This is a genomic window from Fusobacterium sp. (assembly GCF_032477075.1).
GTDB lineage: Bacteria > Fusobacteriota > Fusobacteriia > Fusobacteriales > Fusobacteriaceae > Fusobacterium_A.
The window spans coordinates 68,624-83,579 of the sequence record NZ_JAWDXO010000011.1; the positions used below are offsets into that span (position 1 = coordinate 68,624).

General features: G+C 25.3%; 15 protein-coding genes. 12 read left to right on the plus strand and 3 right to left on the minus strand.

Annotated elements, in window-relative coordinates; genetic code table 11:
* The first annotated feature begins 32 nt into the window (after nt 1–32).
* Nucleotides 33–503 carry a hypothetical protein gene (locus tag E6771_RS06540; RefSeq protein ID WP_316090411.1) on the plus strand — a complete coding sequence of 157 codons (471 nt, stop codon included), beginning with the start codon at nt 33–35 and terminating at the stop codon, nt 501–503.
* Nucleotides 504–586: 83 nt separating this feature from the next.
* Nucleotides 587–1,978, plus strand: a complete 1,392-nt coding sequence (nhaC, locus tag E6771_RS06545; protein ID WP_316090412.1) for a Na+/H+ antiporter NhaC — start codon at nt 587–589, stop codon at nt 1,976–1,978.
* A 308-nt stretch (nt 1,979–2,286) separates the two neighbouring features.
* Here nhaC and murI read toward each other — a convergent pair whose 3' ends face one another.
* The 3 genes from murI to E6771_RS06560 form a co-directional block, all read right to left on the minus strand.
* Complete coding sequence (gene murI / locus E6771_RS06550) at nt 2,287–3,078, minus strand: glutamate racemase (RefSeq protein ID WP_316090413.1); 792 nt, start codon at nt 3,076–3,078, stop codon at nt 2,287–2,289.
* Between the two features lie 39 nt (nt 3,079–3,117).
* Complete coding sequence (gene gltS / locus E6771_RS06555) at nt 3,118–4,341, minus strand: sodium/glutamate symporter (RefSeq protein ID WP_316090414.1); 1,224 nt, start codon at nt 4,339–4,341, stop codon at nt 3,118–3,120.
* A 610-nt stretch (nt 4,342–4,951) separates the two neighbouring features.
* Nucleotides 4,952–5,830, minus strand: coding sequence for a YegS/Rv2252/BmrU family lipid kinase (locus E6771_RS06560; protein ID WP_316090415.1), 879 nt, complete (start codon nt 5,828–5,830; stop codon nt 4,952–4,954).
* 126 nt (nt 5,831–5,956) lie between these two features.
* Between E6771_RS06560 and E6771_RS06565 the strand changes: the two genes are divergently transcribed.
* The 10 genes from E6771_RS06565 (at nt 5,957) to rfbD (ending at nt 14,862) form a co-directional block, all read left to right on the plus strand.
* Nucleotides 5,957–6,532, plus strand: coding sequence for a hypothetical protein (locus tag E6771_RS06565; RefSeq protein ID WP_316090416.1), 576 nt, complete (start codon nt 5,957–5,959; stop codon nt 6,530–6,532).
* A gap of 60 nt (nt 6,533–6,592) precedes the next feature.
* Nucleotides 6,593–7,330, plus strand: coding sequence for a phosphorylcholine transferase LicD (locus tag E6771_RS06570; RefSeq protein ID WP_316090418.1), 738 nt, complete (start codon nt 6,593–6,595; stop codon nt 7,328–7,330).
* Between the two features lie 188 nt (nt 7,331–7,518).
* Complete coding sequence (locus E6771_RS06575) at nt 7,519–8,685, plus strand: glycosyltransferase (RefSeq protein ID WP_316090419.1); 1,167 nt, start codon at nt 7,519–7,521, stop codon at nt 8,683–8,685.
* Between the two features lie 13 nt (nt 8,686–8,698).
* Complete coding sequence (locus E6771_RS06580) at nt 8,699–9,553, plus strand: glycosyltransferase (RefSeq protein ID WP_316090420.1); 855 nt, start codon at nt 8,699–8,701, stop codon at nt 9,551–9,553.
* Nucleotides 9,540–10,202, plus strand: coding sequence for a lipopolysaccharide core heptose(II) kinase RfaY (locus E6771_RS06585; RefSeq protein WP_316090421.1), 663 nt, complete (start codon nt 9,540–9,542; stop codon nt 10,200–10,202). Before E6771_RS06580 ends, E6771_RS06585 begins: the two co-directional genes overlap by 14 nt.
* Nucleotides 10,203–10,210: 8 nt before the next feature.
* The gene (locus tag E6771_RS06590) at nt 10,211–10,702 is read left to right on the plus strand and encodes a glycosyltransferase family 2 protein (RefSeq protein ID WP_316090422.1); all 492 of its coding nucleotides are present in this window, start codon (nt 10,211–10,213) and stop codon (nt 10,700–10,702) included.
* Nucleotides 10,699–11,175: a hypothetical protein gene (locus E6771_RS06595; protein ID WP_316090423.1), complete on the plus strand. Its 477-nt coding sequence runs from the start codon at nt 10,699–10,701 to the stop codon at nt 11,173–11,175. The genes E6771_RS06590 and E6771_RS06595 overlap by 4 nt, the downstream gene beginning before the upstream one ends.
* A gap of 130 nt (nt 11,176–11,305) precedes the next feature.
* Nucleotides 11,306–12,190 (plus strand): beta-1,6-N-acetylglucosaminyltransferase, encoded by an 885-nt coding sequence (locus tag E6771_RS06600; protein ID WP_316090424.1) that lies wholly within the window; start codon nt 11,306–11,308, stop codon nt 12,188–12,190.
* Entirely contained in the window at nt 12,190–13,392 is a 1,203-nt protein-coding gene (locus E6771_RS06605) for an O-antigen ligase family protein (protein ID WP_316090425.1), read from the plus strand. Before E6771_RS06600 ends, E6771_RS06605 begins: the two co-directional genes overlap by 1 nt.
* A 42-nt stretch (nt 13,393–13,434) precedes the next feature.
* On the plus strand, nt 13,435–14,862 hold the full coding sequence (gene rfbD, locus E6771_RS06610; RefSeq protein WP_316090426.1) for a dTDP-4-dehydrorhamnose reductase: 1,428 nt from the start codon (nt 13,435–13,437) through the stop codon (nt 14,860–14,862).
* Nucleotides 14,863–14,956: the final 94 nt, after the last annotated feature.

A 14,956-nucleotide genomic window follows, 5' to 3' on the forward strand; every position in this document is an offset into this window, starting at 1 on the left:
CATTATATAAATAACACTAAAGGAGAATTGGTATGGATAACTTAACATTTGGAGTGATAGGGGCTGTTATTGTCATAGGGCTGCTGACAGTTTTTAAATTTTCTGGAAAAAAAGAAAAAGAAGAAAATAAAGATGAAATAAGGATATATTATAGGTATGCTGGAGACATAGAATGGATTAGATATGAAATAGAGAGATATAGATTTGGTTCATTAAAATATCTTTTTAGTTGTAAAAATAAAGAAGAATCAGATTTTCAAATTATAATAACTAATACTGAAACTGATATAAGGGCAAATTTTTATGCAACAGAATTTAATTATTCTAAAAAATATTTTTTAGAACGTATTATTAAAGATTTAAAATTGACTGATGAAAAGTATGATGAATTGATGGAAAATCTAAAGGATACTTACATAGAAGATAATCATGATGGAAAAGCAATTGAAAAAATCAAAAAAAATACAGAGGAAACAAAAGAAGAAGCAGAAGGAATAATTTGATAATTATATTGACTTTTAACCCAACATAAAGTATATTGAATTTGCAAATATATTAATATTAAGAGGGAGATGATAGGAGAGAAATGAAAAAGAAACAGGTATCACTTTATTATGCACTGCTGCCAGTTATATTTCTGGTAGTAACACTTTTTTACGCTGTTCAAGTTGCTAAACTTGATGTGCATATTCCAATTTTTATCTCAGCAATCTTTGCAGCATTAGTGGCAAAAATATCTGGATGTGCAACTTGGAATGAATTGGAAGATGGTGTAGTAGACACTATAAAAATGTCTATGAGAGCTATACTGATTTTAATAATAATAGGAATGGTAATAGGAAGCTGGATACTATCAGGAGTAGTTCCAACGATGATATATTATGGATTGAAAATAATAGAACCTTCTGTATTCTTGCCAGTAACAGTAATAATATGTTCTATAGTATCTTTATCTACTGGAAGCTCATGGAGTACTGCTTCTACAGTGGGAATAGCACTGGTAGGTATAGGAGAAGGGTTAGGTCTTCCCAGACCTATAATAGCAGGAGCTATTATCTCAGGAGCGTATTTTGGAGATAAGCTTTCACCTATGTCTGATACCACAACTTTAGCACCAGCAATGGCAGGGGCTAATTTATTTGATCATATAAAACATATGCTTTATACAACAATACCATCATATATTTTAACTTTGATTGGTTTTGTAATAATTGGACTTAAAAAAACAGCTGGAGGAGAAGTAGATACAGCTCAAATAAACGAAATCTTAAATGCTCTTACAGGAGCATTTAAAATAAATCCATTGCTTTTATTGATACCTGTATTTGTTATTGGAATGGTTATAATGAAAGTTCCTGCTATTCCAGGACTATTTATAGGATCGTTGATAGGGGCAGCTACAGCAATGATTGTACAAGATTCTGGTTTGAAAGAAGCACTTTATTCACTTCATTATGGATATGTAGGTCATACTGGAATGCCAATGGTAGATGAACTTCTTACAAGAGGAGGGCTGGATTCAATGATGTGGACAGTTTCTCTTATACTTTGTGCTATGACATTTGGTGGAATAATGGAAAAATCTGGAATGCTTGGAAGAATTGCACAAGAAATATTAAAATTTGCTAATACAGATGGAAAATTAATTCTTTCAACTATACTTACTCCTATATTTGTTAATTTAGTAGCTGGGGATCAATATCTTTCAATAGTTATACCTGGAAGAATGTTTAAAGAAAGCTATGAGGAAAGAGGATTGGCTGCAAAAAACCTTTCCAGAGCTTTAGAGGACTCTGGAACGATGACATCACCTCTTGTCCCTTGGAATACGTGTGGGGCTTTTATGATGGGGGCATTGGGAGTAGGTCCATGGGTATATGTTCCATACTGCTTTTTTAATCTTATTTCTCCTGTTTTATCAATAATATATGGATTTACAGGATTTACAATTGAAAAAATAAAAAAAGAAAATAAATAATAAATAAAAGCCTAAGTAGAAATTTCTACTTAGGCTTTTTTATAAAGTTATTATAGAGTTATTTATCTCATATTTGGCTGAATCTTATTACTAGTATTTTTATAATAACATTTCAAAAAATTAAAAAATATGAGTTACTATAATAATAATTAGCTAAAATTAAAAGTTGATAAATATTTTGAAATAAGATAATTTTAGAAAATCTTCAATATTATTATCAGATAAATATACTTTAATCTTTTTAAAAGTATTTTAGAATAAATAAAAAGAGTGGCTATAGACCACTCTAGTTAATTCTTTATTTAGTTTTATTTTTCAATTTTGTAAAGAGCTTTTATTTCGAATCCTAAAAATTGTTCTGCCACTTTTTTAAATTTTTCTTTATCTCCACTAACAAAGAAATCAATTTTTCCTTTAGTATCAGAATCTGTTAGAAGATCAGAATTTTTTAAGATATTGTAAAGAGCAACAGAAGTTTCTTTTGCAGGATCAACTATACTTCCACAGAAATTTCTGGCAATATCTTCTCTCGCTATAGGATAATGTGTACATCCTAAAACAACTGTATCAACATTTCTAGGAAATTTAGAAAGATGATTTTTAATAATAGTTTCTCTATCTGCAAAAGTTTCCCAGCCTGCTTCTATCATAGGACATAATTCTGGACATCCTTCCTGATATACTTTAGCTGTCTTTGAATATTTAGCTATTTCATCAGCATAGGCATTTGAGGCAGCTGTAAATGGAGTAGATAAAACTCCAATACATTTATTTGTACTTGTTTCTACAGCTGATTTGGCTCCAGGTGATATTACACCAATGACAGGAACTGTATATTTTTCTTTTATCAATTCCAATGAAGCAGCTGTTGCAGTATTACAAGCAATAACAACAGCTTTACAATTATTCATCATGAAAAAATCCATAATATCTAAACAAAATCCTTGAATCTCTTTAGTTGTTTTTTCTCCATAAGGTGCATTGCCATTATCACCATAATATATGATATTTTCATTAGGTAACAATTCAATAATTCTTTTTAATACAGTTGTTCCTCCAACTCCTGAGTCGAAGACTCCAATGTTATAGTTTTTTTTCATGATTCAAATCCTCCTGAAATAAAAATCGTATATTAATATTTATTGAAACATGTTTATAAAGAAAGTTATTACAGCAGCATTTGTAAAGTCTATAAATAGTGCTCCTACAAGAGGAACAATAAAGAAAGCTTTTGTAGAGAAACCATTTACAGATGTAAAAGATTCCATATTAGCAATTGCTGTTGGAGTAGCTCCCATTCCAAATCCACAATGTCCTGTAACCATTACAGCAGCATCATATTTAGTTGCTATAAATGGAAGTCTCATAACATTGTATGTTATAAAGTAAGTGTAAAGAATTACAAATATTGTTTGAACAGCTAATATAATAATCATAGGGATAGCTAATTCTACAAGTTCCCATAGTTTCATTGTCATTAATGCCATTGACAAGAATACAGATAGAGATATGCTTCCAACAATGTCAATCTCTTTCATAGGAAGAGGTTTTTTTATTGAATCAGCAATATTTCTTAGTACAGCAGCAACAAGCATAGGTCCAATATATGCTGGAAGAGCTAGACCACCCTTGATTAACCATCCAGTGTGAGCTTTAACAAATGGTGGAATAGAAGCTCCAATTCCCATTGCAACAGCTATGATAATAACAGCATTCAATATTTTTTCTTCTGTTACTTCAACTTTTTCAGCTTTTAAATCAGGATCTTGAGCTTTATTATCTTCACCTTTTAAATTATGTTTTATCATAAGTCTTCTGGCAACTGGTCCACCAATTAAACATCCCATAACAAGCCCATAAGTAGCAGCTGCAAATCCAGCAGTTCTTGCTCCGACTACCCCTAATTCTTCTATTGTAGTTCCGAAAGCTCCAGCAGTACCATGTCCTCCTGTAAGAGGTACAGATCCTACTATAAGACCAAATAAAGGATTCATTCCTAGAACTTTAGATAATGTAACTCCAATTGCATCTTGGCAGATTACCAATCCAGTAGCAACTACTAAGAATATAGCAACTCCAACTCCCCCTTGAGCCAATAGCTTAAAGCTAGCCATAAACCCAACTGTAGTAAAGAATGCAATCATTAAGAAATTTTGTAGTGTTAGATCAAAATCAAATTGAAATGCATTAGTTTGACGTCCTATAAAAACAAAAATAGAAAAAATTAATCCACTAACAACAGGTGCAGGTATAAAGAATTTTTGTAAGAATTCACTTTTATTCTTTATCCATCTTCCCAAGCAAAGTAACACTGCAGCTATGGCAAGTGTTTCGGCCATATTAAATTTGTACTCAAAAAACATTTTTGAACCTCCTGAAAATATTTTTGTCATGATACCCTATATTAATAATAGTACCCTATATTTTTAAATAGTCAATAGTTAAAAAAGATATACTAAAATAATATGAAGAATATATAAAAAGAATAAGTATAGATTAATTATATTTTTTTTTATGAGTAAATAATAAAAAATATGGTTATTTTTAAATATATAGTTTTCTTTAATAGAACGTTATAGCTATAAAATAAAACAGTGATACTAAAATAGAAATAATTTTATTAGAAAAGGAAATGAAAATAATAATTATAATTCAAAAATTATATAGTAAATATTTAGAAAAAAACAAAAAAACCAAAAGTAAAAAAAACAGAAAAAAATTTTCAAATTTTCTGTTTTTTTAAATAATAAACATTTTTATTTAATTAGATAATATAGTATATTTCTAATAAAAATAAATGTTTTTTTAAAATAATAACTATAAAAAGAAGCAAAAATATAATTGACTTTTTTTCACTTTAAATATAGAATTATTTAGTTGTATATTTTTGTTTTATTGTTATATAAAATATAATGTTTCATTTTATAAAGTTTTTACATATTAAAACAATCTTTATTTGTAGATATTTTTAATTTAATAAATTATTTTTATACCATTTTTTATACAGGAAATATTTAGTGGAAAATCTGGTCCAGGTTCACCATCAATGTCAGTAACAATAGAGCTATCTTTACAAGATACTTTAACTTCAGAAGTTCTGAAATGAATAAAACTTCCAGGAATTTCAAGATGCTCACTCTTAAGAAATTGAAATAGAGATGTGAGAGTTTTTGTAAGTGTTTCACCTTTTACAATTATTATATCCAAAAGGCCATCATCTATTTCACTTTTATATGCAATATTGATATTTCCAGCTGTTCTTCCATTAAATGCAAAAAATATAAGAGCACTTCCATCATAGTTAAATTCAGAAGATTCTACAGAAATATTCATCTTTTTGAATGTAGGAAGTTCCATAATACCATTAAAATAGTATGCTAGCTTTCCAATAGTATTTTTAAGATGAGTAGGAGTTTTTTGAGAAATATCTGTAAAAAGACCATAACTGAAAACATTAATAAAGTATTTACCATTAGCAAGACCTAAATCTACACTTTTTGGAGAGCCTTTCAAAATCTTTTTACAAGACTCTTCTATATCAGAAGACATTCCAATGTGTTTAGCAAAATCATTAGCTGTTCCAACAGGAAGGATAGCAAGAGGTAGATCAATATTTTTGTTTTTTATAATATTTACAATTTGATTGATAGTACCATCTCCACCAGCAGCTAATATGTGGTCATAGTCATTATCTAAAGTAAGAAAAGCATTTTCTAATGGAGTTTCCAGACTTATTCTGAAAGGAACTATCTCTAAAGATTGTTTTTGATAAAGATGAATTATAGTATCAAGGTGTTTTAAAATTTCGTTTTCACCTGAAAAGGGGTTGTAGATAAATTTAACTTTTTTCATAGTAGAGCTCCTTTTTAACTTTTAGTGTTTGTCATATAGTTTCAGTGTAGCAGATATGTAAAAAAAATTCTAGTTATAAAATTTTGAGATATAAGTTTTAAATAATATAGTATATGGAGGTAAAATATGAAAAAAATCATAGTTGATGGAGTGTTGAGAAAAGTTATATATGATACTGAAAACAAAACATATACTAAGACAATAAAATTAAAATGGAAAAAGAAAATAAAATGTATTTTAGGTTTAAGGAAATATCCAGGAGAAAATATTAAATATATTGCTGACTTATTTCAAAAAAATGGAATTAAAACTTTCAATGTTTTGGAATACTCAAAAAATTCAGTTGTAACAAGTGAAATAGAAGGTAGAATTTTGATGGATGAACTATTGATAGCTGAAGATAAAGATAAAGGTCAAATATTAATAGAAAAATTTGTTGATATAGTTGCCAAAATAATAGACTTAGGAGTATATTATGGGGATTTTAATTTTGGTAATTTTATAGTTTCCAATGGGGAGTTGTATGCAATAGATTTAGAAGATTACAGAAAGGATTTTTTTACTAAATTCAGAAAGAAATCTGTAATGAAAAGGCTTAAAAGACAACTTTTAGAGAAAGAAGAAATTTTAGAAAAAATGAATGAATATTTTAATGGTGAAAAAATATATCACCAAATAGAAAATAGGATTAGAAAAAAATAAGTAAATATATTTTAAATATGATATAATTTCTTTAATATTAATAATAAGATTGGAGAAATTATGAATAAATTGAGAAAATTACAATTAGTAGAAAAGGATTGTTTAGACTTTTTTGTAAAAGTATGTGAAGAAAATAATCTTGAATATATATTAGACTTTGGGACCTTATTAGGAGCAGTAAGGCATGGGGGATTTATCCCATGGGATGATGATGTTGATTTAGGAATGCCCAGAGAAGATTATGAAAAATTTTTAAAAATATTTGAAAAATATAGAAGTAATGGAAGATTTTCTTTGGAAACATATAAAAGAGGAGCTTTCTATAAAATAAAAGATAATAGTCACTATATATTAAATAAAGATGAAAGCAAATCAGAAATTGACATAGATATTTTTCCTTTAGATTATTATGATGATATAAAAAAAGTAGATTTTCTTAATGGATATTTAGAATTGAGCAAGGATAGAAGTTCCATCTGGAAAAAATGGAAAACTCACTTAAAAAGAGAAATACATCTAAAAGTATTATCAAGTAGTTTTTTTAAAAAAAGATTTATTTCAAAAACAAAAGGACCATATATAGGAAGAGGTGTAGAAACTGGATTTAAGATTAAATTGAATCCTGTAGAAAGCTTTTTTCCTTTGACAGAAATTAAATTTGAAGACAGAAAATATAAAGCTCCTAAAGATTATAATAATTTTCTTACATTATTATATGGAGATTATATGACACCCCCTGAAAATCCAAAGCCTCTACATCATAAAAATATAAAAGATATAATAAAAATTAAAAAATAAATAGAAACTGCTTAAATAACTATACTTCAGAATTGAGGGATAGTTATTTTTTTATACCAAAGTTAAATGTATTAAAAAAATCGAAAATTTTTCTGGTTTTTAGATAAAAATATATCATGTAAGTGATTAAAATATGTTATAATTGTGTTGGAGATATCAAAAATATTTATATAAAATTAGAGGTAAAAATGAAAAAAATAATGTTTAGAACAGGATATTTAGGATTAGGAGCTATAGAACAATTGGCTTATGATATTGTACTTGGGTTAAGTGAGGAATATGAAATTGTATTAGCAATAGAAAATCATAAAAATAGTAGTCTTGTAGAAAAAATACCAAAGAATATAAAATATTTTTACTTGAAATCAGAAAAATTTGAAAGAAAATTAGATGAAATAAAAAAGAAAAAAGAAAATTTTTTTTATAAAATACTTTATAATTTATACCTAAAAAATGAAAAAAAAGTATGTTTAAATTCAATAAATGACTATATTTTAAAAAATGGGAAATTTGATTTATTTATTGATTATGATGGTATGGCAATGAAATATGCTGAAAAAATAAATATAAATAAAAAAATAGTATGGCAACATACAGCATTAAGTAAAGAAAAAAATTTATCACGACTAAAAAAAAGATTGTCTAAATATGATAAGGTCATATTAATTTGTGATGAAATGAAAAATATGTATGTAGAATTTTTTCCTGAACTAAAAGATAAATTTGAAAGGCTTTATAATTTTTTAGATTTAAAAAGAATAGAAAAAATGAAAGAAGATGAAACAGAATTATCTATTGAAGATAAAAAAATAATAAAAGAAAAATATTGTATAAAAGTAGCAAGATTAGATTTTCCTAAAGATTTTGATACTTTGATAGAAGCTTTCAATATTTTAAAGAAAAAAAATTTAAAAGAAAAATTATATATAATTGGAGAAGGAGAACAAAGAAAAGATATTACTAAAAAAATAAAAGAATTAAAATTAGAAGGACAAGTACTTCTTTTAGGTAAAAAAAAGAATCCTTATATATGGATGAACAATGCAGATATATTTGTGCATAGTTCTAAAAGAGAAGGTTTTGCAGCTGTATTATTAGAGGCAATGGCTTGTGGGAAAATGGTTATATCTTCTGAATGTCCTACAGGTCCTAAAGAAGTATTAGAAAATGGGAAAAATGGTGAACTTTATCCAGTAGGGGATAGTAAGTCTTTAGCACAAAAATTAGAGATATATACATTAAATCCTATATTGAAAGAAAAATATATTTTGAATGCTAATAATAGAATAAATGATTTTGAAAAAAATAAAATTTTGAAAGAATATAAAGAATTTATAGATAAAATAATTAGTTAAAAATGGAGGAGTAATGAAAATATCAGTTATTATAACTGTATATAATAGATTTGAATATGTAGAAAATATACTGAAGTGTTTGATGAAGCAGAGTATTCAACCTTATGAAGTAATTTTTACAGATGATGGGTCAAAAGAGGACTTAAAAGAAATATTAAAGAAATATAAAAATAAATGTGAATTTAAGATCAAGTATATTTATCAGGAGGATATAGGGTTTAGAAAATCAAAAGCTTGTAATAATGCTGTTATGGAAAGTAAAGGCGATTATTTGATTTTTTTGGATCAAGATGCTATTTTTCCTGATAATTTAATTGAAACTTTTATACAAAATAAAAAAGAAAATAAATTTTCTATCCTTAGAGTAATATGGTCTGAAAATGCTGAAAGAATAGATATTCAAAAAATATTAGAGAAGAACAACTGGAGATATGATGAAATAATACAAAAAGTTTCAATCAATCATTTTAAAGTATTGAAAAAATATCTTTGGAGAGATAAATATAATAATTTTAGGTATAGAATAGGACTGAGAAATAGAGGAACAGGTCTTATGGGAATAGGATTTGCTTTGTTTAAAAAAGATTATTTGGAAATAAATGGATATGATGAAGATTATAAAGGATGGGGAGGAGAAGATGCTGACCTAGGATTGAGACTTTATGCTTTAGGATTGAAATCAGTAACATTTTCTACAAAAATACCATCAATTCATATGTGTCATCCATTAGACTCTACTAAATCAGGAAATCAAAATAAAAAAATATATAGTGAAAAAAGAGAAAAAATATCAATAGAAAATTATAAGTGTGTGTATGGATTAAATAATAGAAAAGATCAAGATGGGTATATATATGAAGAAATATGATTTGAAAAATATAAATATTGAAGAATATAAAATATATTTTTATAAAGAAAAGTATTTAGAAATTGGAAGAAAAATTTTGAATAACGAATATAAGATTTTAGAAAAATATAAAAATGACAATAGAACTTTTGTTGCATTGATTGAAATAGAAAATAAAAAGTATGTGTTAAAAATACCTAAAAATGAATATAAAAAAACTTGGAAAAGATTTCTTACTCTATTTAAGAAAGGAGAAGTATTATTAAGTCTGATAAATATAAGAAGTGCTAGAGATAGAGGTTTGAGAGAAGTAATGGATATATATTTAGCAGGAGAGAAGAGAAAAAATGGAATGATTTCAGATTCCTTTTTTTTATCAGAATATATAGAAGGAAAAATTTGTCTAGAGAATAATAAAGTTGAAAAAATACTAGAATTGACAAAAAAAATGCATAAACTTGGCTTGTACCATGGAGATTGTAATCCTTATAATTTTTTATTTACTAAAGATGGGACAAGAATAGTAGATACAAAATGCAAAAAAATGCTATTTGGAAATTATAAAGCACACTATGATATGCTTACTCTAAATAAATATTTAAAAAATTTAAAATATATTTATAATAAAAATATATTTTATTATATAGCATTGATTATAAAATGGAAATAGGAGAAAAAATGGAAATAAAAATTAGTGTGATAATCCCAGTTTATAATACAGAAAAATATTTAGAAAAATGCTTAAATTCTGTTTTGAAACAAACTTTGAAAGAAATAGAAATAATAATAATAAATGATGGGAGTCAGGACCAAAGTGAAAAAATATTAGAAAGATATAATGTAGATCAAAGAATAATTGTTATTAACAAGAGTAATGAAGGAGTAAGTAAAGCACGAAATATTGGTTTGAAAATGTCTAAAGGAAAATATATTTATTATTTGGATTCAGATGATTATATAGAAGAAAATATGTTGTTGGAAATGTATAATAAAACTGAAAAAGAAAATTTAGATATAGTTGTTTGTGATTATTGGAAAGAAAATTTTTTTCAAAAAGAATATGTCAAAAATTTGGATATTAAAGAAAATGAAATTATTTTAGGAAAACTTATGCAAAATATGTATTATATAGTGAAAATAAAATATCTCCAGCTATATGGGCAAAATTGATTAAAAAGGAAGTATATACAAACAATAGAATTATTTTTCCTGAAAATATATTTTTGGGGGAAGATATTGTTGTAGGAATAAAAACTTCCTATTTCTCAAAAAAAGTTGGAAAAATAAATGAACCATTCTATCATTATATTATTCATGAAACTCAAGGAACAAAAATTATAGATAAAGAAAAAGAATTTTTTGATAAATGGAATGGAATAAAAGAAATAGAAGTATTCTTTAAAAATAAACCTGACTTTGAAAAATTTAAAGAAGGAATTGAAAAAAGTAAGATAGTTTTTTATTTTCAAATTTTTAAACAATTAAAATATATAAAGTACATAAATAAAGAATGGTTAGAAAAAATTGAGAAAACAGTTAATTATGAGTATTATAGAAAAATGAAATTTTATAAAAAAATAAAATTTTATTTTGAAATGAGAAAATTAAAAAAATTAAAAGAAGATATTGAAAAAAATGGGTAGTATTATAGTTCCATGTTTCACAGAGAAAAGTTTATTGAAAAATCTTTAGAATTAATTTTAAATTAAAATTAAAAGAAGAAAACATAATTAAAAGGTTTATAAGGATTAAAAGAATGAAAGGAAGAAAAGATTGAAGGTAGCATATTGTATAGTTTGCCATAAGTTTAATAATATTTTAAAAAAATGTGTTGAATTATTATGTAATGAAAATTGTGACATATATGTTCATATTGATAAAAAAAGTGATATAGAAAAATTTAAAAAATTAGAAAATAAAACTATCTTTATAAAAAACAGAGTTTCTATTTTTTGGGGACATTATTCTCAAATAGAAGCAACATTAGAATTATTAAATTCTACCAGAAATAAAAAATATGACTATATTTTTTTACTTTCTGGAGATGATTTGCCTCTAAAAACAAACGAATATATAGAAAAATTTTTGGAGAAAAACAAAGGAAAAGAATTTATAGATATTAAGGAGTGCCCTATAAATTTTATTGAGAGGAGAATTAAGAGGATATCTTCAGTAATTGATTGTAAAAGAGATAAAAATTTTATTGAGAAAAAATATAGTAAACTTATGAGATCACTTAGAAAAATATTTAAAATAGAAAATAAATATTTTAAAGAACTTCCAAAGATTTATCATGGAAGTAACTGGTTTGGAATAACAAGTCAATGTAGAGATTATATTTTTCATTATTTAACTGAAAATCCCAATTATATAAAAGCTTTTGAATATACTAAATGTGGTGATGAAGAATTTTTTCAAACTTTAATTATGGATACACCATTTAAAGAAAAGATTTATATAAAAAAAGGAGTAAATTCTAATTTAAGATATATAGATTGGGAAACAGGACCAGAATATCCAAAAATTTTAAATGAAAATAATTATAAAAAAATATTGGGAAGTGAATATTTATTTGGAAGAAAATTTGATGAAAGTTTGGATATGGAAAAATTTAATGAATTTTATAAAAAAAATAGTATAGGAGAACAATTAAAGTAATGGAGAGAAAATTAAAAGTAGATATATTGAAAAAATATGATAAAAATATTTTATTAGAAATATCGTTAATAATTCTGATATTCTTCTTTATAAGAAAAGGAAATGAAAGATATTTGATTGCAACTTTATTTAGTGGAATTATTTTTTTTAGAAGTATTTATAGTAAAAAATTTAATTTTTTTGATAAAAAAATAATTTTATTTTATGCTGTTTATAGTATTTTTTTACTGTTAAGCATGTATAAAAATACAATTGAAGTAAATAGAGTATTTAGATTGATTTTATGTAACTTTTTTTTCTTTTGGTGTTTATCACAGATAGGAATAAAGGAAAAATTTTACAATAAAATATTGGGAGTAGCATCTATTTTCTCTTTAATAAGTTCATATAGAGGATTTAAAGAATGGAAAATGCATTCATTTGCAAGTAACTATAGAATTATAGAAGCAGGGTACCCAACTATTTATACAATAGAAATTGGGCTTTATGTTTTTATTAGTTTATTTTGTTTTATGAAAACTAAGGATATTTATTTGAAAATAATTTCTGGATTAATTTTTTTATTTTCTTGTTTTGTATTAGTGGGGACTCATAGTAGAGTAACTCTTATATTAGTTCCTCTTTTATTGTTTGGATTAGGAATATATTATTTGATAAAAAATAAAAAAATAAATTTAAAATATTTATTTTTTATAGGAATAATAGGAATTCTATTTTTAAATTCTTCTTTATTAGAGCAACATACTAAAAGATTAGATAGTATAAACAATTTAAAAAAAATAAAAAATGATATAAGAGTAAAAATTTATATTAAAGGGTTAAAAGATTTTAAAGAAAATAATTATAAATCTTTAGGATATAGATATTATGTAAATCATAATTTAGATGCAGTTTCTTGGGAGAAAACTCCACATTTGCATAATAATATATTAGAAGTTATGGTAACAGAAGGAATTGGAGCACTAGTTTTTTATGTTCTTTATAACATATATTTTTTTAAATTACTTTTAAAAAGACTAAAAGAAAATATAACAAAAGAACAGAAAAATATGGTTAAATTAAGTATTATCTTGTTTATATTTATTAATTTAGCTGGATTAGTAGATAGCAATATATATTTTTATAAAACTAATTTGATAATAAGCTTAATTTATGGGTTGAGTTTTTGTAATATTATAAAAGAGAATGAAAATTTAAAATAAGAGTGATATAATAAAATATACTAAAAATATGGAGATATACCAATGAATAAATTTAAAAAAATAGAAACAAACTTACAAGGAATGTATATAATTGAACCTTTAGTATTTGAAGATAATAGAGGTTTTTTTCTTGAGTCATACAATAAAGATGAATTTGAAAAAATAGGAATAACTACAAATTTTATACAAGATAATCATTCTAAATCTAAAAAAGGGGTACTCAGGGGACTTCATTTTCAAGTTAGATATTCCCAAGGAAAGCTTGTAAGAGTAGTAAAAGGGAGAATACTTGATATTGTAGTTGATATAAGAAAAGATAGCAGCACATATGGAAAATGGCATGGAATAGAATTAAGTGAAGAAAATAAAAAAATGCTATATATATCAAAAGGTTTTGCCCATGGATTTTTAGCTTTAGAAGATGATACAGAAATAGAATATAAATGTGATGAATTTTATATATCTCAATATGATTCGGGAATAATATGGAATGATAGAGATATAGCTATTGACTGGAATTTTGAAGAATATGGATTAAAAGAAGAAGAGATAATTTTATCTGAGAAAGATACAAAACATCAATCTTTTAAGGAGTACACAGAAAAATATGCTGGAGAGAATGTATTGCTTACAGGAGCAGATGGACAATTAGGTCAAGATTTTCAAAAACTTTTTGATAAGTTAGAAACAAAATATACAGCCACTGACTATAAAGAATTAGATGTAACTGATAGAGAGAAAGTAAAGGAATTCATAGATAACAATAATTTTACTATGATAATAAATTGTGCAGCATATAATAATGTAGATAAAGCAGAAGAAGAATCAGAAAAATGTTTTGTTTTAAATTCATATGTACCTAAGTATCTGGCAGAGATATGCAAAGAAAAAAATATAATATTTGTGACATATTCAACAGATTTTGTATTTGATGGAGAAAGGGAAATACCATATACAGAAGAAGATATCCCTAATCCTTTATCAATATATTCAAAAACAAAATTAGAGGGAGAAAAATATTCATTGGAATATGAAAAAAGTTTTGTAATAAGAACATCATGGGTATTTGGAATGGGAAATAATAATTTTTGTAAACAGGTAATCAACTGGTCAAAAGGAAAGGATAAGTTGAGAATAGTAGATGACCAAATATCATCTCCAACATATTCAAAGGACTTAGCAGAATATTCATGGAAACTTATTCAGACAGATAAATACGGACTGTATCATCTATCAAATGATGGAGAAGCATCAAAATTTGAACAAGCGCAGTATATATTAAAAAAAATAGGATGGAATGGAATATTGGAAAGAGCAAAAACAAAAGACTTTCCTTTACCAGCAAGGAGAGCAGAATATTCTAAACTAGACAGTAGTAAATTAGAAGGAGTAATTAATAAAAAAATACCACATTGGAAAAGTGGAATAGATAGGTTTTTAGAAGAAATGAAAGAAAAGGGAGAGGTATAGATGAAGACATATCTTGTAACAGGAGCAGCAGGATTCATAGGAACAAATTTTGTGAAATATATGCTTGAGAAATATGGAGAGAATATAAAGATAG